The 24,344-nt window shown below is 47.8% G+C and carries 23 protein-coding genes; 14 read left to right on the forward strand and 9 right to left on the reverse strand.

Translation table 11 applies throughout. The features are described from left to right. Positions 1-99: 99 nt before the first annotated feature. The 4 genes from pomA to CWI78_RS09305 all read left to right on the forward strand — a co-directional run bounded on the left by pomA (position 100) and on the right by CWI78_RS09305 (position 3,689). On the forward strand, positions 100-867 hold the full coding sequence (gene pomA, locus CWI78_RS09290) for a flagellar motor protein PomA (protein ID WP_126782454.1): 768 nt from the start codon (positions 100-102) through the stop codon (positions 865-867). 2 nt (positions 868-869) lie between these two features. Then, positions 870-1,808: a flagellar motor protein MotB gene (locus CWI78_RS09295; protein ID WP_126782456.1), complete on the forward strand. Its 939-nt coding sequence runs from the start codon at positions 870-872 to the stop codon at positions 1,806-1,808. Positions 1,809-1,874: 66 nt separating this feature from the next. Then, entirely contained in the window at positions 1,875-3,326 is a 1,452-nt protein-coding gene (gene thiI, locus CWI78_RS09300) for a tRNA uracil 4-sulfurtransferase ThiI (protein WP_126782458.1), read from the forward strand. A gap of 18 nt (positions 3,327-3,344) precedes the next feature. After that, complete coding sequence (locus tag CWI78_RS09305) at positions 3,345-3,689, forward strand: VanZ family protein (protein ID WP_126782460.1); 345 nt, start codon at positions 3,345-3,347, stop codon at positions 3,687-3,689. Here CWI78_RS09305 and srmB read toward each other — a convergent pair. From srmB to CWI78_RS09340, 7 genes are all read right to left on the reverse strand, one after another. Next, a complete protein-coding gene (gene srmB, locus CWI78_RS09310) occupies positions 3,686-4,915 on the reverse strand; it encodes an ATP-dependent RNA helicase SrmB (RefSeq protein ID WP_126782462.1) in 1,230 nt (409 codons plus the stop codon). The two genes, CWI78_RS09305 and srmB, sit on opposite strands and share 4 nt — an antisense overlap. Positions 4,916-4,946: 31 nt before the next feature. Then, a complete protein-coding gene (locus CWI78_RS09315) occupies positions 4,947-5,795 on the reverse strand; it encodes a universal stress protein (protein ID WP_126782464.1) in 849 nt (282 codons plus the stop codon). Between the two features lie 17 nt (positions 5,796-5,812). Next, complete coding sequence (locus tag CWI78_RS09320; protein WP_126782465.1) at positions 5,813-7,303, reverse strand: SulP family inorganic anion transporter; 1,491 nt, start codon at positions 7,301-7,303, stop codon at positions 5,813-5,815. A 231-nt stretch (positions 7,304-7,534) separates the two neighbouring features. Continuing rightward, positions 7,535-8,746 carry an organoarsenical effux MFS transporter ArsJ gene (arsJ, locus tag CWI78_RS09325; protein ID WP_126782467.1) on the reverse strand — a complete coding sequence of 404 codons (1,212 nt, stop codon included), beginning with the start codon at positions 8,744-8,746 and terminating at the stop codon, positions 7,535-7,537. After that, complete coding sequence (locus CWI78_RS09330) at positions 8,746-9,741, reverse strand: ArsJ-associated glyceraldehyde-3-phosphate dehydrogenase (RefSeq protein ID WP_126782469.1); 996 nt, start codon at positions 9,739-9,741, stop codon at positions 8,746-8,748. The genes arsJ and CWI78_RS09330 overlap by 1 nt, the downstream gene beginning before the upstream one ends. Before the next feature lie 20 nt (positions 9,742-9,761). After that, on the reverse strand, positions 9,762-10,496 hold the full coding sequence (locus CWI78_RS09335; protein ID WP_126782471.1) for a metalloregulator ArsR/SmtB family transcription factor: 735 nt from the start codon (positions 10,494-10,496) through the stop codon (positions 9,762-9,764). Between the two features lie 437 nt (positions 10,497-10,933). Further along, on the reverse strand, positions 10,934-12,586 hold the full coding sequence (locus CWI78_RS09340; protein WP_126782473.1) for a dipeptidyl-peptidase 3 family protein: 1,653 nt from the start codon (positions 12,584-12,586) through the stop codon (positions 10,934-10,936). Positions 12,587-12,683: 97 nt separating this feature from the next. Here CWI78_RS09340 and CWI78_RS09345 point away from each other — a divergent pair, with 97 nt between their 5' ends. After that, on the forward strand, positions 12,684-13,532 hold the full coding sequence (locus tag CWI78_RS09345) for an HDOD domain-containing protein (protein ID WP_126782475.1): 849 nt from the start codon (positions 12,684-12,686) through the stop codon (positions 13,530-13,532). On the opposite strand, the gene rdgC is transcribed toward CWI78_RS09345, so the two are convergent. After that, positions 13,529-14,419 (reverse strand): recombination-associated protein RdgC, encoded by an 891-nt coding sequence (gene rdgC, locus CWI78_RS09350; protein WP_126782477.1) that lies wholly within the window; start codon positions 14,417-14,419, stop codon positions 13,529-13,531. The two genes, CWI78_RS09345 and rdgC, sit on opposite strands and share 4 nt — an antisense overlap. A 73-nt stretch (positions 14,420-14,492) precedes the next feature. Further along, a complete protein-coding gene (locus CWI78_RS09355; protein ID WP_126782479.1) occupies positions 14,493-16,226 on the reverse strand; it encodes a sensor histidine kinase in 1,734 nt (577 codons plus the stop codon). 181 nt (positions 16,227-16,407) lie between these two features. On the opposite strand from CWI78_RS09355, the gene CWI78_RS09360 reads away from it, so the two are divergent. The 9 genes from CWI78_RS09360 to phoB all read left to right on the forward strand — a co-directional run bounded on the left by CWI78_RS09360 (position 16,408) and on the right by phoB (position 24,341). Further along, positions 16,408-17,202, forward strand: coding sequence for a DUF3450 domain-containing protein (locus CWI78_RS09360; protein WP_126782481.1), 795 nt, complete (start codon positions 16,408-16,410; stop codon positions 17,200-17,202). Positions 17,203-17,214: 12 nt separating this feature from the next. After that, positions 17,215-18,594 carry a MotA/TolQ/ExbB proton channel family protein gene (locus CWI78_RS09365; RefSeq protein ID WP_126782483.1) on the forward strand — a complete coding sequence of 460 codons (1,380 nt, stop codon included), beginning with the start codon at positions 17,215-17,217 and terminating at the stop codon, positions 18,592-18,594. A gap of 2 nt (positions 18,595-18,596) precedes the next feature. Next, entirely contained in the window at positions 18,597-19,127 is a 531-nt protein-coding gene (locus tag CWI78_RS09370) for a MotA/TolQ/ExbB proton channel family protein (RefSeq protein ID WP_126782485.1), read from the forward strand. 21 nt (positions 19,128-19,148) lie between these two features. Further along, positions 19,149-19,556, forward strand: a complete 408-nt coding sequence (locus tag CWI78_RS09375; protein WP_126782487.1) for an ExbD/TolR family protein — start codon at positions 19,149-19,151, stop codon at positions 19,554-19,556. Then, on the forward strand, positions 19,557-20,165 hold the full coding sequence (locus CWI78_RS09380; RefSeq protein WP_126782489.1) for an energy transducer TonB: 609 nt from the start codon (positions 19,557-19,559) through the stop codon (positions 20,163-20,165). Positions 20,166-20,176: 11 nt separating this feature from the next. Beyond that, the gene (locus CWI78_RS09385) at positions 20,177-21,433 is read left to right on the forward strand and encodes a CDC27 family protein (protein ID WP_126782491.1); all 1,257 of its coding nucleotides are present in this window, start codon (positions 20,177-20,179) and stop codon (positions 21,431-21,433) included. A 150-nt stretch (positions 21,434-21,583) separates the two neighbouring features. Continuing rightward, complete coding sequence (locus CWI78_RS09390) at positions 21,584-22,555, forward strand: porin (RefSeq protein ID WP_126782493.1); 972 nt, start codon at positions 21,584-21,586, stop codon at positions 22,553-22,555. 87 nt (positions 22,556-22,642) lie between these two features. After that, positions 22,643-23,560: an AEC family transporter gene (locus tag CWI78_RS09395; RefSeq protein WP_126782495.1), complete on the forward strand. Its 918-nt coding sequence runs from the start codon at positions 22,643-22,645 to the stop codon at positions 23,558-23,560. A gap of 94 nt (positions 23,561-23,654) precedes the next feature. Further along, positions 23,655-24,341 carry a phosphate regulon transcriptional regulator PhoB gene (phoB, locus tag CWI78_RS09400; RefSeq protein WP_126782497.1) on the forward strand — a complete coding sequence of 229 codons (687 nt, stop codon included), beginning with the start codon at positions 23,655-23,657 and terminating at the stop codon, positions 24,339-24,341. Positions 24,342-24,344: the final 3 nt, after the last annotated feature.

The following is a 24,344-nucleotide window of genomic DNA, read 5'->3' on the forward strand; positions in this document are numbered from 1 at the left end:
CTGTGTAAGATGATCAGATGTCGCTTGTCAGAGCGGCGCTATTGTTTAAGAATGAGCACAGCAGCATAAGCGAAAACGCAAATCGGGGAGGAAAGCTGAGTGGATATAGCAACGCTCATAGGAATTATCGGCGCCATCGGCTTTGTCGTTGTAGCTATGATCCTGGGTGGGGACATAGGGCTGTTTTTGGATACTCGCTCGTTCTTTATCGTATTCGGTGGTTCATTATTTATTACCTTAGCTAACTTTTCTTTGAGCCAATTTCTGGGTACAGGGAAAGTGGTCGTTAAGGCATTTTTCTTTAAAATTGAACACCCACAAGAGCTTATCGATACCGCGGTTGAAATGGCTGACGCTGCTCGTAAAGGCGGCTTTCTGGCACTGGAAGAGGCGGAAATTCCGAATAAGTTTTTTCGTAAAGGCGTCGACATGCTGGTTGACGGCCACGATGCTGAGGTTGTCCGTCAGACTTTGTCGAAAGACATAAAAATGAGCTTTTCCCGCCACGAAGAAGGTGCCCGCGTCTTTAAAATACTCAGTGACGTTGCACCGGCCATGGGTATGATTGGTACCTTGATTGGTTTGGTCGCCATGCTCTCCAACATGGACGATCCAAAAGCCATCGGTCCGGCTATGGCCGTTGCGTTGTTAACCACGCTTTATGGTGCGTTCCTGGCGAACGTTATTGCCATTCCTATTGCGAATAAGTTGCTATTGCGTGCAGAGCAAGAAAAGCTGAACCAACAACTGATACTGGATGCAATCTTAGGTATTCAGGATGGTCAAAACCCTCGTGTCATTGAAGGTATTTTGCGTAATTACCTGGCTGAATCTAAGCGTATTGGTAATGAGGATGAGGACGAGTAGTCATGGCCTCAGAGAAAGTCAGAGACGAAGAAGAAGAGGATTGCAACTGCCCGCCAGCCGGCTTGCCTATGTGGATGGCGACTTTTGCCGATCTCATGACCTTGCTCATGTGCTTCTTCGTGCTGTTGCTGGCTTTCTCCGAAATGGATGTACTCAAGTTTAAGCAAATTGCCGGCTCAATGAAGTACGCCTTGGGCGTACAGAATAAAATTGAAGTGAAAGACATTCCTAAAGGAACCAGTGTCATTGCTCAGGAATTTCGTCCTGGCCGTCCGGAACCCACCCCCATTGAAACCATCCAGCAACAAACGGTCGAGATGACTCAGCAAATGCTGGAGTTTCAGGAAGGGGAGTCTGATTTTGCCGGAGGACAGCAAACCGAACGTGGTGGTCAGGAAGCTGACAGCACAGAAGATCAAAAAGAGGCAGAATCCGAAAACACCGAAGCCATAACTCAGGTGTCTAAAGAGCTTATGCGTCGTATTGAGCAGCAGCTCGAGAATGAAATTAAAGCCGGAACCATAGAGCTGGAACAGCATGGTCAGCAAATTATCATCCGTATACGTGAACAGGGGTCTTTCCCTGAAGGTTCGGCATTTTTACAGCCACAATTCCGGCCGATTATTCAACAAGTTGCTGGTGCACTGAAAGATATTCCAGGCGAAGTGACCATTTCCGGGCATAGCGATAACGAACGTCTGGTTTCAGAGATTTACTCATCACGTTGGGATCTCTCCAGCAAGCGCGCGGTTGCTGTTGCAGAAGAAATGCTCAAAGTTGAAGACTTTAGCGAAGATCGACTGGTGGTTATGGGCTATTCAGATACCAAGCCATTGGTACCGAATAACTCAGAAGAGAACCGCAAACGAAACCGCCGCGTCGAAATATCGGTGATGCAGGGTAAAGCAGCAGAATCGGATCCAGTCGACGTTATCGACTGATCGCTGGTTTCTGTCGGGCAGGACACGTATAATTGCCCACTTTCCTAAAGACTTGACGATTTTGCTATGAAGTTTGTTGTTCGCCTGCACGCCGAAATTACCATTAAAAGCCGCTCTGTCCGTAAGCGGTACGGGAAAGTATTAACCAATAACCTGCGAAAGATTTTGGCTCCGGTTGATGACTCAGTGTATGTGAAGTGGCTGTGGGACCGCATTGAGGTTTCCGCTGCTGGTGATGACTCTCAAGTACGCAATGAGATCAAAGAAGTCTTGCAGAATACGCCGGGTATCTCGTGGTTTGCCGAGGTTATTGAGCAGCCTTTAACTGACTTTGATGCGATTGCAGAGTTAGTGGGTGAGCATTGGCTAACACGCCTGCCGGGGAAAAGCTTTGCAATGCGAGTGAAGCGCAAAGGTCATCACGATTTCACTTCTCAACAGCTTGAGCAATATGTTGGCGGTTATTTATTGCAGCGCGTTCCAGATGCGTCAGTCAATCTATCAAAGCCCGATGAGGACATTGCACTTCAAATTACCAATAAGATCGTTCATCTAGTCGGTGAACGTATTACAGGCTTGGGCGGTTTTCCTATTCCGACTCAGGAAACCGTATTGTCACTACTAAGCGGCGGTTTTGATTCCGGCGTGGCCACTTATGAGTTTATCCGTCGCGGCGCGCGGACGCATTTCTGTTTTTTCAACTTGGGCGGTGATGCCCATGAAGTGGCCGTGCGTCAAATAGCCTATTATTTGTGGAAGCGTTACAGCGCGTCGCATCCTATTAAGTTTATCAGTGTTGATTTTGCCCCTATTGTTGACGATATTCTGACAAACGTGGATAACGGTCAAATGGGCGTGGTGCTAAAACGTCAGATGCTGCGGGCTGCGGATAAAGTCGCTCGGTATGTAAAAGCGCAGGCGTTGGTCACCGGTGAAGCTATGGGGCAAGTATCCAGCCAGACGCTGTCAAATTTACGGGTCATTGATCAGGCAACCTCAGCGTTAGTTTTACGGCCGCTAATAACCAAAGACAAACAAGAAATAGTGGATGAAGCGAAACGCATTGGTACCGAGCCTTTGGCAAAGTCGATTCCTGAATACTGTGGGGTTATTTCTAATAAACCAACGGTGAAAGCCATTCCAGAAGTCATTGAAGCGGAGGAAGCAAAGCTTAATCCGGACTTGCTTAATCAAGTGGTGCAGGCGTCTAACGTGCTCAGTATGCAGGATATTGCCACGCAAACCGATGAAGAACTGGCATTACCCGAAACCACAAGGGAACTCAAAAGTCATACGACCATCATAGATATTCGGAATGATGACGAAATTGAAGCAGCGCCTTTGTCGGTAGAAGTAGAGGTTATTGAAATTCCATTTTTTAAATTAGCCACTCAATTTGCTGAACTGGATCAAAGCCGTGAATATTTGTTGTATTGTGATCAGGGTATTATGAGCCGGATGCAGGCGTTGTTGTTGCACGAAAATGGCTATAACAACGTATCGGTTTATAAGCCTTAATTTAAAGAGATGTAAACTATGCTGGCGAGAGTCCTGTTTTTTGTTGTTTTGTCGATAGCCACGTTTTTATTTTTATGGCAGTTTCCAAGTACCGGAGCTCAAAGCATTCCGTACTTAGACAAGCTGGTTCATTTTGGCATTTTCTTTGTTTTGGCTTTGATGTTTCACCGAGCCTTCGCACTGTCGGCTAAGTTATCGCTCTTGTTTTTAGCCTGCTACGGCTTAATGATTGAATTGGCTCAGGCATACGCGCCGGGGCGCGGCGCTGATGTTTATGATTGGTTGGCGGACGCCAGTGGTGTCATTGCTTACTTTGTCCTGCATCACTTGAGAGAAAAGTACTTAAGAAAAAAGTCGCGTTAACGCGACTTTTTCTTTTTATCTTTTTTCTTCTTGTCTTTTTTCTTCGATCGGGACTTTTCGGTCGACGGAAACTTATACTGAGGTTTTAGACCTTCAATGGTTCTTCTGTCGAGTTTGGCATCTAAATAACGCTCAACGCGTCCCAGTAGTAAGGCGTCGTGAGCCTCCACTAATGAAATGGCGATACCTTTTTGTCCGCCTCGGGCGGTACGGCCAATCCGATGCAGATAAACATCGGCTTGTTTTGGTAAGTCGTAGTTAACCACGACGGTAATATCATCGACATCCAGCCCTCTTGCTGCAATATCAGTCGCCACCAAAGTGATATCGGTGGTCTGTTTTAGCTCGTTCATGATGCGTTGACGATCACTTTGTGGCATGTCGCCACGCAGGGTGACAATTTTGCGTCCGGTACCAAACTGACTGCGCAAAAAGTTGGCAATGAGCTCCACACGCTCACGTGTTCTGACGAACACAAATTGTCGACCCGGATGCTCTTTAAGCGTGCTCATTAAAAGCTGGCGTTTATGCTCATCGGTATCGGCTAAGTGTACCCACTGGAGAATCTTGCCGCGCTCACGTTTGGGCGGTTGCACGTCAATGTACTCTGGTTCCGTCAGTAGCTCGCGGGAAAACTTAATAACGCCAGAGCTGTTCAGTGTCGCCGACAATAACAGTGACTGCTGGCGGTGCCGTGCCTGCAGAGCCATTTCTTTTACCGTGGCCGCAAAGCCCATATCCAGCATGCGGTCGGCCTCATCAATAATCAGCCATTCGATGCCTTCCAGGTTGTATTGTTCCGCTTCCAGTAAGTCCATCAGGCGGCCGGGTGTGGCGACCAGAATATCGTGTGTTTTTTCCAGCAGAGACAGTTGCGAACCGTAGTTAATACCGCCGGTGACCACAACTGACGACAATCCGGTTTTACCCTCGAACTGCTGCGCCTGTTGGTGAATCTGTTCAGCCAGCTCGCGAGTTGGAGCCAGAATCAGAATGCGAGCCGGGCCGGGTTGTTGACGTGGGAAATCCAGCAAATGCTGTAGTGCCGGTAACAGAAACGCTAACGTCTTACCCGTTCCTGTTGGCGCACTGATAAGTAAGTCGCGGCCATCAAGAGCGGCGGGAATACTTTGTTGCTGTACTTTTGCTGGTTTGTTTAGTTCGGCATCCCGCAGGACCGCAATTAAGCGGTCATCAAGATCAAACTCTTCCCAGTCTGGGGTCATAGTATTTTCCTTGAAATCATCATATCTGTGATTAACGCAATAGTAATAAAGCGGAATTGGTCGTTTGCAATAAACTGGTTGTGGTACTGCCAACTAAAAACTGACGAATACGGGAATGACCGTAAGCACCCATCACCAGCAAATCGATATTGTGTTCTTGCTGATAAGCATGAAGTGCTGGCTCAACTTCGCCGGAACGTATTTCAAAGCGCACGTTATGGCCCAATTCATTGAGATGGTTTGCTGCAGCCTCAATAGAGGCGCGGCTGTCGTTGGTATCGGCGCCCACCATAACCAAATGCAGTGGCAAGCCTCTGAAAATAGGGCTTTCGGCTAATAAACGGATGCCTTTGCGAGAAGAGTCGCTGCCATCAAATGCCAGCATGACACTTTTCGGTTCTGTAAACTCTTCTGGCGCGACTAGAATCGGTCTGTGCATGGTTCGCACAACGGTTTCAATTTGACTGCCTACACGGCTCGTGCGGGTGGTGTCTTCGCCATGAAGACCCATCACCAGCAGCCGCATGGAATCTTCAATTTCATGCAAAGAATCAGCTAAGTCGCCGTGTCGCTGGCGTAAGTTAACGTCTTTGACGCCATCTTGCAGAGCGCGTTTTTTCGCGCTTTCCAGCATATGGTGGCCTTGTTCCAGGGCCAATTTGCTGCGTTGTTGATCAAGTTCGGCTAATTGTTCAAGTAAGGTTTCCCGGCTACCTAAGCCAATATTGCCGGTCATATCCGGCTCTGTTGGGTAACGAGCTTCATCCAGAACATGAAAAAGTGTTAAGGGGGTTTCTAAGCGTAACGCTGCCCAACTGGCATAATCACAGACGGACAGTGTTGACGCAGAGCCATCGATACAAGCAACGACGTGTTTCATTGTTAAATCCTTTTCCATTAGTGACCACCCATTAATTTATCGACAGCGTCGGGTTTATCATGGACGCCGAAGCGGTCAACGATAGTGGCACTGGCTTCGTTCAGGCCAATGACTTCAACTTCCGCACCTTCACGGCGGAACTTCACTACGGCGCGGTCAAGCGCATCAACGGCGGTGATATCCCAGAAGTGGGCCTGACTTAAGTCGATGACCACTTGTTCAACCCCTTCTTTGAAGTCAAATGCGCCAAGAAACTTCTCAGACGAACTGAAAAACACCTGTCCGATGACTCGGTATGTGCGCTTAATACCATCGTTATCGATGTCTGACTTAATGTACAGATAATGCCCGATTTTGTTCGCAAAGAACATGGCTGCGAGAAGTACCCCGACTAGTACACCATAAGCCAGGTTGTGTGTGGCAACAACAACGGCAACGGTGGTGACCATAACAATATTGGTGGACAGTGGATGCTTCTTTAAGTTCTTAATGGAGCTCCAGCTGAAGGTACCAATAGACACCATGATCATGACGGCAACAAGCGCCGCCATAGGAATTTGTACCAGCAGTTTATCCAGAACCAAAACCATAACCAGCAAGAAGATACCAGCCACCAGAGTTGACAGGCGTGTGCGGCCACCTGACTTTACGTTAATGATAGATTGCCCAATCATAGCGCAGCCAGCCATACCTCCTAGCAAGCCGGAACCGATATTGGCAATGCCCTGGCCTTTGCATTCGCGGTTCTTATCGCTGGAAGTGTCGGTTAAGTCATCAACGATAGTCGCGGTCATTAATGATTCCAGAATACCAACAACCGCAAGTGCTGCCGAGTATGGGAAGATAATGGCTAAGGTTTCAAAGTTTAACGGAACGTCTGGCCAAAGAAATATTGGCAACGTATCGGGTAGGTCACCCATATCGCCAACCGTACGAATATCCAGGCCTAAGAAGACGGCGACAATGGTTAAGGAAACGATACAAACCAGCGGAGAGGGCAGTATTCTCCCGATTACCGGAACATAAGGGAAGCCGTAAATAATGGCTAAGCCAGCGGCTGTCATCGCGTAAACATGCCAGGTTACGTTGGTTAATTCCGGCAGTTGCGCCATAAAAATTAGAATAGCCAGGGCATTAACAAAGCCCGTGACCACCGAGCGCGAAACAAAGCGCATCAGCTCCCCAAGTTTGAGGTAGCCTGCAATTATTTGCAATACGCCGGTCAACAGGGTTGCGGCTAGCAGGTACTCAAGCCCGTGATCTTTGACCAGGGTGACCATTAGCAGGGCCATAGCGCCGGTTGCGGCAGATATCATACCCGGGCGGCCACCCGTAAAAGCGATAACAACGGCAATACAGAAAGAAGCGTACAAGCCTATTTTCGGATCAACACCGGCGATAATAGAGAATGCGATAGCTTCAGGAATGAGCGCTAGAGCAACGACAATACCTGAGAGCAAATCACCACGTATATTAGAAAACCAGTTCTGCTGGATAGACTTCAACATAGTTAAATGACACCAAATTTTAATAGCAAACATAAAGCGGCCGGAATGGCCAGAAAAGCAGTGAACAGCCTACTGCGCACCTGTGACAGGGAAGTGACGGCTAGGGTGGCGTAATACGCGTCAGCACGTAGGTGGCTCCTTATGGTTTGAGGCTGGTCAAAAAAAGAGCGCGAATTTTAGCATAAAATGTGCCAACTACAAGTGATTTCCACATCGGCGTAGCCTGACATATCAGACGCGATGCTGCTCCCGCTGGGGTAAAAAGCTAATTGCAGCAGTGGATAATAGCAATAACAGCGTTGATATCACTAAACAAGCAACCAGCCCCCACTGCTGATACACCCAACCCGATAAAATGGTGCCTAATAGTCGCCCGGCGGCATTGGCCATGTAGTAAAAGCCAACGTCCAGCGATACGCCGTCGGCGCGTGAGTAGGAGACAATAAGGTAACTGTGCAGCGACGAATTAATGGCAAACAGAATCCCGAACAGCCCTAAACCAATGATAATACTTTGGGCAACCGGCAAGTGCTGCCAAAGTGCCAGAGCAAGCGCTAGTGGACTCAGCGTCAGTAGCGCATTCCAGACAATCGACTGCGTTTTGGGGACGTCATTGCCACTTTTTGTGAATTTAGGGGCAATGCTTTGTACAAAGCCGTAGCCAATAACCCACAAGGCCAAAAAGCTGCCCACCTGCCAGTGGTTCCAGTCTAGCTGGCTGGCTAAGAACACCGGTAAGGCCACCACAAACCAGACGTCGCGGGCGCCAAAAAGTAAAAAGCGCGCGCCCGATAATATATTGATAGGCCGGCTTTTAGATAAAATGTCCTTAAACTTAGGTTTGAACTTGGCCTTGCCCGACTCCTTTTTCAGGAAGACTAAACTACCTACCCAAACCAGACTCAGCATAACCGCCATAGCCAGCACTGCTCCCTGAAAGCCAATTAACGTTAGCAACAAGCCACCCAGGAAAAAGCCAACGCCTTTTAAGGTGTTTTTTGAGCCCGTTAGTATCGCGACCCATTTGTATAGCTGCCCCTGCTTGTCGTCAGGCACCAGTAGCTTAATGGTGCTTTTGGCGCTCATTTTATTGAGATCTTTGGCAATGCCAGACAGCGCCTGAGCCGCCATCACCCAAATGACGGTGAGCATAGAACTTGGTACCAGCAGCATGGCGAGTGCCACAATTTGTATGCCGAGCCCAATGTTCATGGTGCGATTGAGCCCCCAGCGAGCCCCCAACCAACCACCAAACAGGTTGGTAACCACACCGAAAAACTCGTAAAACAGGAACAACATGGCCACTTCCAGCGCACTGTAACCCAACTGATGGAAGTGCAGCACCACCAGCATGCGCAGCGCGCCGTCAGTCAGCGTAAAGGCCCAGTAGTTACCCGTAACAATTAAGTATTGACGTATCGCCGGCGACAGCTGACTCAACATTAGCCGACCTTAGCAACCAGTTCGGCAGCGCGGTTAGCGTAACCCCATTCATTGTCGTACCAGGCATAGATTTTCACGTGCGTGCCGTTAATGACTTTGGTGGACAGCGCATCCACAATGCTTGAGCGAGGGTCAGTTTTGTAATCTATAGACACTAACGGACGCTCTTCATAGCCCAGAATGTCTTTGAGTTCGCCTTCAGAAGCTTCTTTCATCCAGCCATTAATTTCTTCAACTGAAGTGGCTTTTTCTACTTCGAACACGCAGTCGGTTAAAGACGCATTAGCTAAAGGTACACGTACTGCATGCCCGTCAATTTTGTCTTTCAGTTCCGGGAAAATTTCCACAATAGCCGTTGCCGAGCCAGTAGAAGTCGGAATTAAGCTCATGCCGCAGGCGCGGGCACGCCGTAAGTCTTTGTGTGGCGCATCCAGTATGGTCTGCGTGTTGGTTAAATCGTGAATGGTAGTAATAGACGCGTGCTTAATACCAATTTTGTCCTGCAGGACTTTAACCACAGGTGCCAGACAGTTGGTGGTGCAGGACGCTGCGGTGACTATCTGGTGTTTCTCAGGATCATAAAGGTGGTCATTCACACCTATAACAATGTTCAAAGCGCCGGGCTCTTTGACCGGAGCCGATACCACCACACGTTTAACCCCCTGTGCCAGGTAGTCGTTCAGAACCTTCATGGTTTTCATCTTACCCGATGCTTCCAGAACTACGTCGCAGCCACTCCAGTCGTTTTCAGTAATGGTTTTATGCTGAGTGAAAGCGATACGTTCAGCGCCAATTTGAATCGCATTATCCAGACCTTCAGCTTCATAACTCCAACGACCATGCACCGAGTCAAAATTCAGTAAGTGCGCAAAGGTAGCTGCATCAGCGCCCGGATCATTCACCTGAACAACCTCTAACTCAGGGTTTTCCCATGCTACGCGTAGCGCCAAACGACCAATACGACCCAAACCGTTAATTCCAACTTTAATCGTCATAAAAGACTCCTTTTAATGTCTCACCCTAGCGTTATTTCAGGGATTAGCGACGCATGATAAGTCGCCGTGGTTTTAATCATAGTCGCCATCCAGTCCTGCAGAGCTGGGTTAATTCGATAGTATACCCAGCGCTGATCTTTACGGTCGGCCAATAAGCCGTATTCGCGCAGCTGCGCTAAATGCCGTGACACCTTAGGCTGTGACATGCCGGTCGCGTCCACGAGCTGACAAACACATAATTCGCCATGGTGTTGAAGCATTAAAATCATTTGCAGACGCAGCGGGTCAGCCAAAATTTTGAAGAACTCATGCGGTGCATCAAACAACTGCGGGCGGTCAGTTTTTTTACGCAAAATAAGCAGCAGCATTTTTATGCGATCGCTTAATTCATGTGCCGTTTTTTTAAACGCATCGGCTTTTTTGCTGGTTACTGGGTCAGGAAAATCCCAGGCAATGAAATGCTGGTCGCCGGATAAAGCCTGGCACTCGGTGCGGGCCCGATCACACAGGCTTATCACGTAATGAAAGTTATTGAGATTAATTTCATCAAGCGCTTTTGAATGCAGCCCATCAGTTTCAACACCCAAGTGCTCTAATGCCGCTAAAGCCCCCGGCTCAGGTTGTGTCGGCTTAGTACCGGCACTGGCAACCTCAAAGTCATCACCGGCAAACTGCCGAAAAATAGCCTCCGCCATCAAAGACCGCGCAGAATTCGCTGTACACAGAAACAAAACTTTCGTCATCATGGCCAACATTATATATTCGATAATCCATATATATGCTAGATCGAATATATTTGCAGTGCAATAGCTAAGTTGGGAGGTTAGGGCCGGTTGTCACTTGTTTCGCTTGCACATTGAGCCCCCTGTGACGGAGACTTGGTAGCCTGACGTTCTACGTCAGGTGAGGTGCTCGACTATCTCACCTGATGCAATAGCATCAGGCTACGCGAAAAGGCTCAATATTCATAACGCTTACAAGTGACAACCGGCCCTATCTGCCATTGGTATTGGGTGGGATATTGAGCCATGAGCGCGCTCAATGGTTACAGGAGCTACTGAGGAGGTGTGCAGCGCCATGGATGGCGCTGCCCAAGCCCTACAGGGATGTATTTACGGGCGTCCTCCACAGTAGTTCCTGTAACATCAGCGTTCGTGGCTCAATGTTCAAGCGAAGCAAGTGACAACCTGCCCTATAGCCCTAGCACGTCTTTGCCTTGTTTGAAGGTGACGTCAACAGGAATGCCGGCGTCGGCGAGTTTGTCTAAGTCGGCTTGTAGTTGTGGGCTGACAACGCCAAGCGTCGCAACCAGTTCAGCGACACCGTTGTAGTCACCGTCACCTTGCAGCGTCAGAATCTTTTCTGAAAGGCTGTTCATGGCGGCTCGCATTTTGTCCATATCAATAGCGTACTGCCCTTGCTCATTACGCTGGAATGCACCGGCGTCAGCAAAGTAGTTAAAACGAATCATATTGGCTTTGCCATGAGCACTGGAAGCACCAAAGCGCACTGAACGGAAAATGCTCGCCATAAAGGTGGTGTAATAGTCTTCCAGCTCACCCTCTGCCAGAACGCCTTGTTCAAACAACTGAGTAACCATGTAAAGGCCCAGAATATCGGCTTTGCCCTCTTCTAAAGCCGAGGCGTGCTCTTTTAAAGCGGAGCGCACCGTGCCTTTGTCATTCAGAGTGTTTTTAATGCCCAGACCGTGTGCCACTTCATGAAACATGGTGTTGGCGAAAAACGCATTAAACGTAATGTTGTCACGCTGTTCAGGAACAATTAACTGCTTTGAAATAGGCAGCAGAATTTTATCGAACTTAGCCTGCATGGCATTTTTAAGCTGCAATCGGCGTGTACCTTTCTCTAACTGAACTTCTTCGTCGTTCGGCAGGTTAATGGCAATGGTTTTGCTGCCGGCATTTGAGTGCCCGGCATAATAGACCGCGTCATAGGCATTCAACTGGGCGTTCGCTCCGGGCATCTCGGCTTTATAAGCCGACTCAACCGGCAGGCCTTCTTGTAATTGCGGCAGATATTGAGCGTATTTGTCCAGACGCTGGCTCCATTCTGTGTCCTTAATTAAAACGTAGGACTCGAACGCCGTCTTGTAACCAAAGAGGTGATCTTCGTAATTTTCGATGGGACCAATAACCACATCGACGTCGTTATCGGTCATTTCCATCCAGGCCATATCGGATGGCTGATATTCATTACTCAAAAAAGCATCAGCGCGAAGGCGCAAGTAGTTGGCAAAGTCCTCACTTTCGGCTAAATCGGCTGCTTTATGAAGTAAATCTGAGGCTTTGGTTAAAGCGTCTTTAAAGGCTTCTGAGTAGGGTACGGTAATTAACTCACCTTGCTCATCACGGCGCAGCAACGTGTATAAACTGTCTTTGTCAGCAAGGTCGGCATTTTCAAATTCAGTTTTGCTCATGTCCGAAGGATAAAAATTAGCCCCTTCAGGCTTGTCGTCAAAGCCTGTTAAGAAAGGTTTATTATTATTCAGTCGATCCCAGGGGCCGTAGTTAATCGCGGTAAATTCACGCACGTCACCTTCAACACGGTTTAAAAGGTTTTCTCTATTCTCGGGGAAAGCCTGCTGCCAAAATAGGTTATCCATAATTTCAGACGCATCGATGAGTAAACTGACCATCTTTTTCTGGTCGTCTGATAGGTGCGATAAGTCGGTTTTGAGCTGATAAGGTGTATAAATATCGAGCCTTTGTTCAGCGTCAGCGACTAATTCGTAATTCTGCGTTGATTTGCTATCGACCGGTTCTGGATCGCTGCAGCCCATTAAAACCAGCGCCAGTGGAGCTAAACTAAACAGTGTTTTTTTCATAATATGACTTTTGTTTAAATTGTGTTGTTGGCAAGTTCTGTTAATCTACTTCCAAGCTTTTTGAGAAGCAAGAAAACCATAATAATAAGGAATCAAAATGTCATCGCAAAATGCGTTATATCTGCTAATTGACGAGCGGCTTAAACGCGATGAGCTGAAGCTTCCGGGCTTACCTGAAACCGCAGAACAAGTGCGTAATGCCACCATGGATCCGGACTGTAACCTGCATGATCTCAGTCATATTATTCAGCAAGATACCGTATTGAGCGCCCGTCTGATTCGTCTGGCAAACAGTGCGTATCTGGGCGGAAGAAATAAAGCCGAGAGTTTGATGCAGGCGTTGACCCGTATCGGTATGCGGCGTATTCGGACTCTGGCACTGGCAATGGCTATGGAACAGGTGTTCAAACCCGATAATGACATAGTCAAAATGTTCTCTGAGCAATTTATTAAGGAAAGTCGCGAGATTGCGGCGGCGTCGGTTGTTATCACCCAGGACTTACAAAGAAGAGGCATTGGTCACCGCTTGCACCAAGATGTATCGCTGTTGGCGGGTATGGTTTCGCGCATCGGCGTTGCGCCAATTTTACGTATGGCGAACGAATTTGAAGACAGTTTTGCAAATCCTTCGTTTATTAATGAGTGTATTACCCAGTTCAGTTCGGCGCTAGGCAGTAATATTCTAAGCTACTGGCAATTCACACCAAATTTGGTGCAAGTGCCGCTGCATTTCCACAAAGGCCGGCTGGAACTAGACGATGCGATAACGGTGAACTACTGCGATATTGTGCACTTGGCCAGCTTATTAACCGGCAATGCACAATCCAATAAAAACAGCGTGACGGTTGTTGAGTACCAAATGCGGGGCATTATTAAGACGGATGATTTTTGGCAGCAGGAAGCGGTTCAGGAATCCTACCGCCAAATGCTGGAGTTACTTTCTTAGCCAAAGGCTCGCTTTAAATCGTCAAATAAAAGTCCGACTTCTGCACTGACTAAGGCAAAGTCGGCATCAATTTTTTCTTCCGGGCTCGGATCAACTAAGTCATCTTTGGCGTCCAGCAAACGATCGGTCGGCTTTACTCGCTTTAGGGCCATATCCGATTCGATAATAAACTCTAAGTTTTCCTGCCATACCAGACCTAAACGAGTAACTTGCTTGCCGCCCGCTAAGTGCGCCTGAATGTCTTCGCGGGTTAAGTCTTCCTGCTTGCAACGAATAATACCGCCATCAGCTTGAGGAGAACGCAGTTCGGCTTCATCACCAAACTCGAAGGGTTGCGGTAACTCAGTGGTTTGCAGCCAGTGAGTCAGGTAGGTTTCAACGGCATCGCCAGGGCTTACCGGGCGCACAGGCAGAGAACCAACAGAGGAGCGTAGTAAGCCTAAAAAGTCCTCGGCTTTATTGGCCGCGGACTCATCAATAGCGATGATTTGTCGGTCAAGGTCAATGTAGCCCCAGCTTTGGCGAAAACGACTGAATGCCTGTGGTAAAAGCTGGTGAATTAAGTCTTCTTTAAGATTCTGTTTTTCTTTACGCGGAACCGAACGGCCTTCCGCATCGCTTATTTGACGGACTTTTTCGTCCAGTTGCGCGTTGACGACGGTGCTGGGTAATACCTTTTCTTCGCGCTTTGCACAAAGCAGCCAACAGTTACCCAGGCTATGGGTCAGTACGTCATTGTCTGCGCCAAAAGGCGAGGTCCAGCCAAACGAGCTTTGGTCCGATCGCGAACAGGGGTGAAAGCTGTGTTCAGCCAATTGCTCAGAGAAGTTATCCGGCAGTGAGAAGGTTTCGCTGAATTGATAAAACCGAAGATTTTTAAACCACATAGGTAAGCTGTTCCTGTCGCAATATAGTAAATAAAAATAACCGCTGCGATTGTATCCCGTTAGGGCAGGTCTGTCAGTTTAAAACCTGTACAGGAAACGAAAAGAAATAGCTCAAACCTTTGCCGGGTTCACTCTCGGCTCTAATTTCACCAGACAAGGTTTGGGTAACCAGGTTTCTGACAATGTGAGTTCCCAGTCCACTGCCGCCCTGGTCACGTTTTGTCGTAAAGAAGGGGTCGAATAAGCGATTAAGCTGAGCGTCTGATAAGCCGTTACCGTTGTCGGAATAGCTTACCTGCAGCGTATCGCCATTAAGCTGGATAGAAATTGTCATGATGCCTTCTTCAACACCTTCAAACGCATGGCGTAAAGAGTTGAGGATTAAATTGGTAAAAATTTGCGATAACGCACCCGCCGGGCAGCGTATGAAAATGTCATCGGCGCACTCAAGTTGTACCTGGTGTTTGGTTTTCTTTAAATGCGGCTGCAGTGACTGCACGAGATCTTCGATATAACTTTTCAGATTAATATCGCGGATGGCGTCCGATGCCTGATCGACCGCCACTTGTTTAAAGCTGCTGATGAGATCGGACGCGCGGTGTAAGTTATTGTCCAGTAAGTTAAGGCTTTCGCGCCCTTCGTCAATAAACTTCTTCAATTGCGCCTGAGTCAGCTCTTTGTTAAGCAGGGACTGATCCAGCGTATCCAGTTTTTCGCGTAAATAAGAGGAAGCGGTGACACTAATGCCAATGGGTGTATTCACATCGTGAGTAATGCCAGCCACTAAGCCGCCTAAAGACGCCATTTTCTCTGATTCAATCAACTGTTGCTGGGTTTCCCGTAGGTGGTTAAGGGAAGACTCTAAGCGTTGGTTCGACTGGCGTAAGGTATTTTCAATGGCTCGCCGCTGACCCACTTCTCGCTCCAGCTTTTCCTGACGCATTTCCAGTTCGTTTTTTCGTTGTTCCAAATCCAACATAACCTGGCTTAAACGCGATGTTTTGCGCGCGACTTCCTGTTCCAGTATCGCGTTCTGTTCGTCCAGTTGTCGATTGGCTGCTTTGAGTTTCTTCTGTGTTCTGTCTAAGTCTGCCTGGTATTCTTCAATATTATCGAGTAACTGGTTATAAGCCTGCTCGACTAATACCAGCTCATTATTGTGCTGATCGTTCAGGCGGATTCTGGAGCGCTCCAGATTATCCAGCCGGAAACCTTTAATTTGCTGGGTCAGGTCACTTAACGGGCGGCTTAACATGCGGTTAAAAGCAATGGTAAAAAGCACAATAAGGAAGGTACTCTTGATAATGGCGTTACCGATAATAAAGCCGAGACTGACTTTTATACGGTCAATGGCAATGTCACGCGTTGAAAACAGGCTGACATCGCCGACTTTAGTGGAGTGACCAGAGAACTCAAATATTAAAGAATCGTAGTAACCAAAAATGCCTTCGCGCTCCGGTAATAACATGCCTTCGCTGTTGTCATCGGGTAAGTCGCTCATTTCTGTTGTTTCGCCCAGCTGCACCAGAATATTTCCGGCGTCGTCACGAATAAGAACACCGGCAATAGCGGGGATGCCGATAAGACCGTCGGCAATAGTATCAATTTGATTACTGTTGAATTCCCACAGTGAACGAGTCAGGGAACCATTAAAGGTACTTTGCTGGTTTTGTAGTTCGGCAATCAGTACGCGCTTAGTATCGAAGTATTCAGCTCCTATTTGCACCGCAGTGACGATCAAAGTCAGTACAAAATAAACAGAGAGTACCCGGGTTAATAAGGAGGAAGAAATACTTTTGATTGCCATAGACTAATGTCAACGAATTGAGCCGATACGGATAAACTAATTCATTGCCTGACATAACGCAATAAAGCATTCCAAACCACTTCAAGAAAGCCACTGACATAAAAATGACATACTTTAGTCATTAAGCTGTCATGAAAAGTCACTAAAGTCGCCACAAATTAATTCACAAAGGTCATAGTTTATGAAGTTAATTACTTCTGTTGGCGCTTTAGCTGTCGCTATCTTAATTGCTGCTCCGGCGCAATCGCAGCAGGATAAACTGGAGCCTGTCGTCGATCAGGCGTCCTCTATCAATGAATCTGCGCGTCAGTCTCAGCTCACCATCGATCAAATTTCCGATGATATGCAGGAACGCCTGCAACAGTATAAACGCATCATGAAAGAAATTGATGGATTAAACGTTTATACCGCACAAATTGAACAACAAATTGGCAGCCAGGAAAGCGAAAAGCAAGACATCAGTAACTCTATCGATCAGGTGAGTTATGTCGAACGCCAAATTACCCCATTAATGCTGCGGATGATTGACTCACTGGAGTCCTTTGTCGAGCTGGATGTGCCTTTCTTGCAGACCGAGCGAAGTGAACGCTTACAACACCTGAATGATTTAATGGAACGCGCGAACGTTGATGTTTCTGAGAAGTTTCGTCGGGTGATGGAAGCCTATCAGATTGAAGCTGACTATGGCCGCAATATTGAAGCCTATACCGCGGAACATGAAATTAATGGTCAGCAGCAAGATGTCACTTATCTCCGTATCGGCCGCGTTGCGCTGATTTATAAAACGCGTGATGGTCAGCATTTAGGCCTTTGGGATCAAGAAGAGCGTAGCTGGCAAGAACTGGATAGTAAGCACTTACCGGCAGTAGAAGAAGCCATTCGCATCGCCAGAAAACAACTGGCTCCTGACTTACTGATGATGCCGCTGTTTGCTAATAAATCGAGCAGCTCAACTCACAACAGCGCCGGCCAATAAGGAGTGGTAGCCATGAATTTAACACAGCGTATTACCAAGTGGTTTTCAGTAACGATGCTGGCATGTGCTTCTGTTACTGCCTTATCGGCTCCGGTTCCTCAGGACCCGATTAATTTAGATGAGCTATTACAGCAGTTGCAACAAGGCCAGTTTTCTCAATCAGAGAGCAACAAAGAGCGTGAGCAGCGTTTCCGCGCTCAAGAGCAAGAGCAAAAAGCCATGTTGGCGGATGCCATTGCCGAGCGCAATCGCTTAGAGCAACGTGCAGAAGAGCTGGAAACTCAGTTCGAGCAGAATGAAGTTGATTTAGGTAACTTAAGCGACACGTTAACCCAGCGTATGGGGTCCCTGAAAGAGCTGTTCGGTGTGCTGCAGCAGGTGGCGAATGATGCGTCCAGTAACTTTAATAACTCTGTGATATCGGCTCAGTATCCGGGGCGTGTAGAACAGTTATCTGAGCTTGCTGAAAGAATGGGGTCATCGTCTAAGCTGGCGTCTATTGAAGACATCGAAAGTGTCTGGTTTGCTCTGCAACAGGAAATGACAGAGTCCGGTAAAGTCGCTGAGTTTAACACTCAGGTTACCGCGGCAAACGGCGACAAGTCAGAAAAAGAAGTGGTTCGTGTCGGTGCATTCAACCTGGTTGCGGACGGCAAGTATCTGGAGCGTGTGGGTGAAACCGGTTCAGTCGCTGAATTAGTACGTCAACCATCGGGCCGTTATCTGAATACCGCGGAAGATATTCAACAAACCGACAGCGGCATTGTGACCTTTGGTCTGGATCCTACCGGTGGCTCGATTCTTGGTTTGCTGGTGCAGGCACCTAGCCTGAGCGAACGCGTCGATCAGGGCGGAACTGTTGGTTACATCATTTTAGCATTGGGTGCTATTGGTCTGCTGTTCGCGCTGGAGCGCTTTGTCTCACTGATGTTACTGGGTAACAAAGTGAAGCGTCAGTTGAAGAAAGACAAGGCAAGCGATGATAACCCGTTGGGTCGTGTCATGCTCATTAAGGAAAAACACCCACAGGCAGATACCGAAACGCTGGAGCTCAAACTCAGCGAAGGCATTATGCGTGAAGTGCCGAAGATTACTCGTAACCTCACGTTCATCAAGATTATTTCAGTGGTCGCACCGCTGATGGGTCTGTTAGGAACCGTAACCGGCATGATCAAAACCTTCCAGGCAATTACCTTGTTTGGTACCGGTGACCCGAAACTGATGGCGGGTGGTATTTCGCAAGCTCTGGTAACAACGGTACTGGGTTTGGTGGTTGCGATTCCAATGACATTATTGTTCGCAACGTTACATACCCGCAGCAAAAACCTGATTCATATACTGCAGGAACAAGCATCCGGCATTATCGCGGAGCGGTCTGAGCGAGGAGAGTAACCGTGTTATTCCTCATTGAATTCAGTAATGCGATTAGAGACTTCATCGAGGCCGGCGGACAAGTTCTGCTGGTCATCGGTATCCTCATTTTTACTATGTGGCTGATGATTCTTGAACGCATTTTTTATTACCTCAACGGACACCGTAAAAATGTGAAAGAAACGCGGCAACGTTGGCAGCAGCGCGAAGATAAGTCTTCCTGGAACGCTGAGCAAATTCGGCAGGCGATGATTTCACGTGTGAGCCTGGCATTAGGTGGCAATTTGCCGGTGATAAAAGCGTTAGTCGCGCTGTGCCCACTGCTGGGCTTGATGGGTACAGTGACGGGCATGATAGAGGTATTCGATGTCATGGCGGTGACAGGAACGGGTAGCGCACGTTCAATGGCATCCGGTGTATCCAAAGCCACCATTCCGACCATGGCGGGTATGGTTGGCGCTTTGTCTGGTGTGTTTGCCGCAACCTGGCTGCAACGAACAACCCGACGTGAGCGCATGAAGCTGGAAGACAAAATTTTATTGGAACGTCACTAAGGTGATGTTGAGGACAAGATTATGAAGCAACATTTTGCCAATTTAATTGAAGAAGAAGAAAGCGCTATTGATATGACGCCGATGCTGGATGTGGTGTTCATTATGTTGATTTTCTTCATTGTTACGGCGTCTTTTGTGAAAGAAGCGGGTATTGATGTTAACCGCCCGGATGCTGCAACAGCCGTGCAGAAAGACCGTGCCAATATCTTAATTGCGATAAGTGAAAGCAACGAAATCTGGATTGATAAGCGCCAGGTGGATGTACGCGCAGTACAGGCTAATATCGAACGTTTGTATGCGGAAAACCCGCAGGGCTCGGTGGTGATTCAGGCGGATGAGGAATCGAACACCCGAGTGTTGATTAAGGTAATGGATGCAGCCCGCTCAGCGGGGGTTTACGACGTTTCTGTAGCAACGGATGAAGAGTAAATGATGAGATTCCTGGCAGCATTACTGGTTGCAGCTTTTGTCACCATTGGTTTGTTTTACCTGATGCAGTCTTTGATCAGTGGTGGCGAAGGTGCAATGAGCGAACCGCCGCGAGGCAGCGTGCTGGACTTTGTGCGTACACCTGAACCTGAAGAAGTGCAGGAAAAGGAACGCAAGCCAGAACGTCCTCCAGAGCCTGAGCAGCCACCGGAAGATTTACCTCAACCGCAGATGGATAACGATGTTGCGGATACTGATGGCGGATCGGGTTATGACTTTTCGGCCAACATGGACAGTGGTGCAGACATTGGCAGTGGCATGTCACTGCAGGCAAGCGATGGTGAATACCTGCCTATTGTGAAGGTTCAGGCAGCGTACCCTCGCAGAGCCCTGCAACGTGGCATAGAAGGTTATGTGGTGGTTGAATTTACGGTAACTAAACAAGGCTCGGTGCGAGATCCGGTAGTGGTACAAGCAGAACCGGAAGGTATTTTTGATCAGGCTGCGATGGATGCCGTACTGAAGTTCAAATACAAACCCCGGGTTATTGATGGTGAAGCGGTGGAAGTGGATGGTGTCCGCAACCGCATGACCTTTGAAATGGACTGAATGGGTGACTTATGAAATTGAAATTCATTGCTTTAGTGGCTTGCGGTTGTTGGTTGGCTTTTGCCCACCCGGTACTGGCACAACAAACAGAACGAGTGCCTGCGCTGCGGGAAAAAGTCTACGGACAATTAGCCCGGGCTCAGGAACAGGCTGATAACGGTAATCTGGCCGAAGGCATTTCAATACTGGGCGAAGTGGCGGAAAAAGCAGATAGCATGAACAGCTACGAGCGCGCCATGATGTGGAACTTTTACGGTTTCATGTATTACGAGCAGGGGAATACGAAGCAAGCGATTAACTATTTTGAAAAGGTCGTGAAAGAGTCTCCTATTCCTGAGTCGCTGGAAAAAAGCACCTTGTTCAGTTTGTCTCAGCTGGCCTTAAGTGACGGTCAGTTCGAACGCGCTATTGGTTTTTTAAATCAGTGGGAAGGCCTGGCGGAAGAAGATGAAATGGGCAAAGCCTGGGTATTGAAAGCGCAGGCTTATTACCAGGCGGATAAACATCGCGACGCTTTGCCACTTATTGACAAAGCCATTGCAGCTGCCGATGCAGCAAAGAAAGTACCGGATGAAAACTGGTTGATTTTAAAACGCGCATTGCACTATGAGCTGGAACAGCCAGAGCAGGTTGCTAAGGTAATGGAGCGCTTAGTCACAAGCTACAGTAAGCCTGAATACTGGCTGCAACTGGCGGGCGTTTACGCTCAACTGGAGCAGGATGAAAAACAGCTGGCGGTACTGGAAGCTGCGCATCAGCAGGGGTATATCGAAAAAGGCAGTGAGTGGCGGCAACTGGCTCAGGCTTACTACTTTAATGAATTACCTTATAAAGCGGCTGAGACCATGCAGCAAGCAATATCGAAAGGAAAAGTGGATGCCTCTGTCGATAACCTGAAGTTTGTGGCTCAGGCGTATACTCAGGCAAAAGAATATAAAAAAGCCATTAGCGCTTATCAAGAGGCGTCGGATAAAGTTGAGCATGGCAAATTTGCGGCGCAAATAGCGCAACTTTATTTAACCCTGGACAACAATGAAGAAGCACTGAATTACGCCCAACGCGGCCGCAGTAAAGGCAATGTGGACAGTGAAGGCAACCTTTATCTGATAGAAGGAATGGCATCGCTCAATTTAAACAACTACGAGCGGGCGGTTGAAGCTTTTGAATTGGCGAGTGGCTATAAAGAGACTGCTCAGTCGGCCAAACAGTGGCTTAAATACGCCAAAAGTCAGCACAAGCAACAGCAGCAGGTAGCAAAACTGAAATAAATAATTAATAAAACTTAAACCTGTCATATTAGTGTCATAAAAAAGACATAAAATTGACTCACGATAGAAAAATAACTGCAATAAATTTTGCGGGCACTATAATGTGCCTGAAATTTAGTCAGTTCCAGCTTAGATCTCGTGAGGATGATTATGAAAAGGTACTCGGTTCCGCTATTGCTTGCTGCCACTGCGGCCAGTTTTTCGGCTTTTGCTAACGATGACGACAGTTTAACGGTTTATGGTCGCGCGAATGTGTCGCTGCAAAGCAACGACTATGGTGACAATGCAGACACGGAAGTGGTCAGTAACTCGTCGCGTTTTGGCTTTAAAGGTGCGAGCGAGCTGGAATCTGACTTAGAAGTGTTCTACCAAATTGAATTTGGAGTGGACTTGGCGGACTCCGATGACGACGAAGATGCGGTCACTAACAGAAACCAGGTGGTTGGTTTACGCGGTAACTTCGGTGAAGTCATGATTGGCCGTTACGATACCTTTTTAAAAGACTCTCAGGGCTCTGTGGATGAGTTTAAAGACTTTGAGGCCGACCTAAAAAGCTTGTTCCGTGGCGAAAATCGTCCGGATAATACACTGACCTACTACTCCCCATCGTACAAAGGCTTCAGCTTTGGGGTCACTTATATTGCCTCAGAAAACGACGCAGTTGACGATGGCTTATCTTTTGGTCTGATGTATGGTGACAGCAAGCTAAAGAAAACGAATTATTATGCGGCACTGGCCTTTGATCGTGACGTCAATGGTTATGATATTACGCAGCTGACGGGTGCAACTAAGTTGGGTAAAACTCGGGTTGGTGTTGTATTACAACAATTCGAAACCATCAGCGGCTTAAATGATTCAGACGGCTACTTAGTCAGTGCGGCACATCCGTACGAAAACTGGGTCTTTAAAGCACAGTATCAAGCCGTTGATGACGGTAACGACAACGACGCGTCTTTGTCTGTGGGAGCCGACTACTTCTTTAGCGGCGATACCCGTGTTTATGCCTGGTACACAGGTCGTGAGTGTGACATCGCGTCTTACTCAACTCGTGGTTGCGGTGCAACTCCCGGCGTCGGTCAGGACTTTATTGCGGTGGGCATCCGTCACGATTTTTCCTGGTAAGCGCTTCTTTTAAAGAAAACACAAAAGTAGCCTGACCGTGGTTGTCAGGCTACACTGTAGCGGTCACTCTCAACCTTTCTGTACGCTATGATCAACCTCGCCGTATTGGGGCTCTACCTACTTATTGGTTTTATCCTTAAGCGTACCGGCAAATGTCCGGATAACACCGCACAAGTTCTTAATCTCTATGTTATTTATGCAGCATTGCCCGGCGTTATTTTCAGTAAAGTTCCGGCACTGGAATTTTCTTCTGATCTACTGATTCCGGTTGTTATTCCCTGGGTTCTCCTGATAGCCAGTGGCATTTTTATATGGCTGCTGGGGCGCGCTTTTAAATGGCCACGCGAAGTGGTCGGTGCGTTACTCATTTGTGTACCACTGGGTAACACCTCGTTTTTTGGCTTCCCGATGATAGAAGCCTTTTATGGCAGTGATGCGATAGTTTATGGCTTATTGTACGATCAGTTCGGCTCCTTTTTCGGTTTGGCCATTTACTCGACCATTATTATTGCGCTTTATCGTGACCAAGACGAAAAGCCGACAATAGGCAGTGTTTCCCGGCAGATTTTGACGTTTCCACCGTTTATTGCGTTAGTCATTGCTCTGTTGACTAAATCTATGGTCTACCCCGAAGTATTCCAGCGACTCATTGATTCACTCGCTGTGACCTTAGTGCCCGTAATTATGATAGCGGTCGGTTTTCAACTGAAGTTTCGCCTACCTAAAGGCAGTAAAACGCCGCTAACCATTGGTTTATTAACCAAGTTAGTATTGATGCCGGCGCTTACGATTGGACTATTGTACGGTTTTGGTTTTGACAGTACCTTGGTTCAGGTCACCGTGTTCGAGAGTGCTATGCCTCCTATGATAACAGCGGGGGCGGTGGCAATTATGGCTGGGCTGGCACCGCGTCTTTCGGCGGCTATGGTGGGTTATGGCATTTTGTTTGCCTTTGTTTCTCTCCCTATTGTTTACGAGTTATTGCAGTGGCTCTCTGCTCAATGATATAAGAAATTTGACAGATATGTGTCCAGGTTCATAAAAGTGTCATATTCTTTAGTAATAATTGCAGCATCAGTTCATATTAGGGAACCAATGCATGTCACGTAGAATTCTAATTGTTGAAGACGAAGCACCTATCCGTGAGATGTTAAGCTTTGTGATGGAACAACATGGTTATCAGGCCGTAGAGGCCAATGACTTTGATGCTGCTGTTAGTAAAATTGCTGAACCATACCCCGATATGGTGCTGCTGGACTGGATGCTGCCCGGCGGTTCCGGTCTGCAGTTGGCAAAAAAGATAAAGAGCGATGATTTTACTCGCAATATTCCCATTATCATGCTGACCGCAAGAGGTGAGGAAGAAGATAAAATCAAAGGGCTGGAAGTTGGCGCAGATGACTATATTACCAAACCGTTTTCGCCGAAAGAACTGATGGCTCGTATGCGTGCTGTTTTCCGGCGTGTTGCCCCAACGGTTCTGGACGAGCCGCTGGAAGTTGAGGGACTCAAACTCGACCCGGTATCGCACCGTATTTCGGTGGATGATAAAGGTGTGGATATGGGCCCGACTGAGTTCAAGCTACTTCATTTTTTTATGACACACCCAGAGCGGGTCTACAGCCGTGAACAATTGCTCGACCATGTTTGGGGAACCAACGTTTATGTCGAAGACCGGACTGTCGATGTACACATTCGCCGCCTACGTAAAGCTTTGACTGAATACGGCTATGAGCGTTTGATCCAAACGGTACGAGGTGTTGGTTATCGTTTCTCAAACCGCTAAGTT

The organism is Idiomarina ramblicola (assembly GCF_003987255.1).
In the GTDB taxonomy this organism is placed as follows: domain Bacteria; phylum Pseudomonadota; class Gammaproteobacteria; order Enterobacterales; family Alteromonadaceae; genus Idiomarina; species Idiomarina ramblicola.

Bases quoted from the DNA above. Each gene is read 5' to 3' on its own strand.
- CWI78_RS09360 (WP_126782481.1), top strand. From the start codon at position 16,408: ATGAAGTTAATTACTTCTGTTGGCGCTTTAGCTGTCGCTATCTTAATT.
- CWI78_RS09330 (WP_126782469.1), bottom strand. From the start codon at position 9,741: ATGACGATTAAAGTTGGAATTAACGGTTTGGGTCGTATTGGTCGTTTG.
- CWI78_RS09380 (WP_126782489.1), top strand. From the start codon at position 19,557: ATGATGAGATTCCTGGCAGCATTACTGGTTGCAGCTTTTGTCACCATT.
- srmB (WP_126782462.1), bottom strand. From the start codon at position 4,915: ATGACCCCAGACTGGGAAGAGTTTGATCTTGATGACCGCTTAATTGCG.
- CWI78_RS09390 (WP_126782493.1), top strand. From the start codon at position 21,584: ATGAAAAGGTACTCGGTTCCGCTATTGCTTGCTGCCACTGCGGCCAGT.
- CWI78_RS09340 (WP_126782473.1), bottom strand. From the start codon at position 12,586: ATGAAAAAAACACTGTTTAGTTTAGCTCCACTGGCGCTGGTTTTAATG.
- rdgC (WP_126782477.1), bottom strand. From the start codon at position 14,419: ATGTGGTTTAAAAATCTTCGGTTTTATCAATTCAGCGAAACCTTCTCA.
- CWI78_RS09315 (WP_126782464.1), bottom strand. From the start codon at position 5,795: ATGAAACACGTCGTTGCTTGTATCGATGGCTCTGCGTCAACACTGTCC.
- CWI78_RS09395 (WP_126782495.1), top strand. From the start codon at position 22,643: ATGATCAACCTCGCCGTATTGGGGCTCTACCTACTTATTGGTTTTATC.
- CWI78_RS09305 (WP_126782460.1), top strand. From the start codon at position 3,345: ATGCTGGCGAGAGTCCTGTTTTTTGTTGTTTTGTCGATAGCCACGTTT.
- CWI78_RS09385 (WP_126782491.1), top strand. From the start codon at position 20,177: ATGAAATTGAAATTCATTGCTTTAGTGGCTTGCGGTTGTTGGTTGGCT.
- thiI (WP_126782458.1), top strand. From the start codon at position 1,875: ATGAAGTTTGTTGTTCGCCTGCACGCCGAAATTACCATTAAAAGCCGC.
- CWI78_RS09345 (WP_126782475.1), top strand. From the start codon at position 12,684: ATGTCATCGCAAAATGCGTTATATCTGCTAATTGACGAGCGGCTTAAA.
- CWI78_RS09320 (WP_126782465.1), bottom strand. From the start codon at position 7,303: ATGTTGAAGTCTATCCAGCAGAACTGGTTTTCTAATATACGTGGTGAT.
- CWI78_RS09375 (WP_126782487.1), top strand. From the start codon at position 19,149: ATGAAGCAACATTTTGCCAATTTAATTGAAGAAGAAGAAAGCGCTATT.
- CWI78_RS09355 (WP_126782479.1), bottom strand. From the start codon at position 16,226: ATGGCAATCAAAAGTATTTCTTCCTCCTTATTAACCCGGGTACTCTCT.
- arsJ (WP_126782467.1), bottom strand. From the start codon at position 8,746: ATGTTGAGTCAGCTGTCGCCGGCGATACGTCAATACTTAATTGTTACG.
- CWI78_RS09335 (WP_126782471.1), bottom strand. From the start codon at position 10,496: ATGTTGGCCATGATGACGAAAGTTTTGTTTCTGTGTACAGCGAATTCT.
- phoB (WP_126782497.1), top strand. From the start codon at position 23,655: ATGTCACGTAGAATTCTAATTGTTGAAGACGAAGCACCTATCCGTGAG.
- CWI78_RS09295 (WP_126782456.1), top strand. From the start codon at position 870: ATGGCCTCAGAGAAAGTCAGAGACGAAGAAGAAGAGGATTGCAACTGC.
- CWI78_RS09365 (WP_126782483.1), top strand. From the start codon at position 17,215: ATGAATTTAACACAGCGTATTACCAAGTGGTTTTCAGTAACGATGCTG.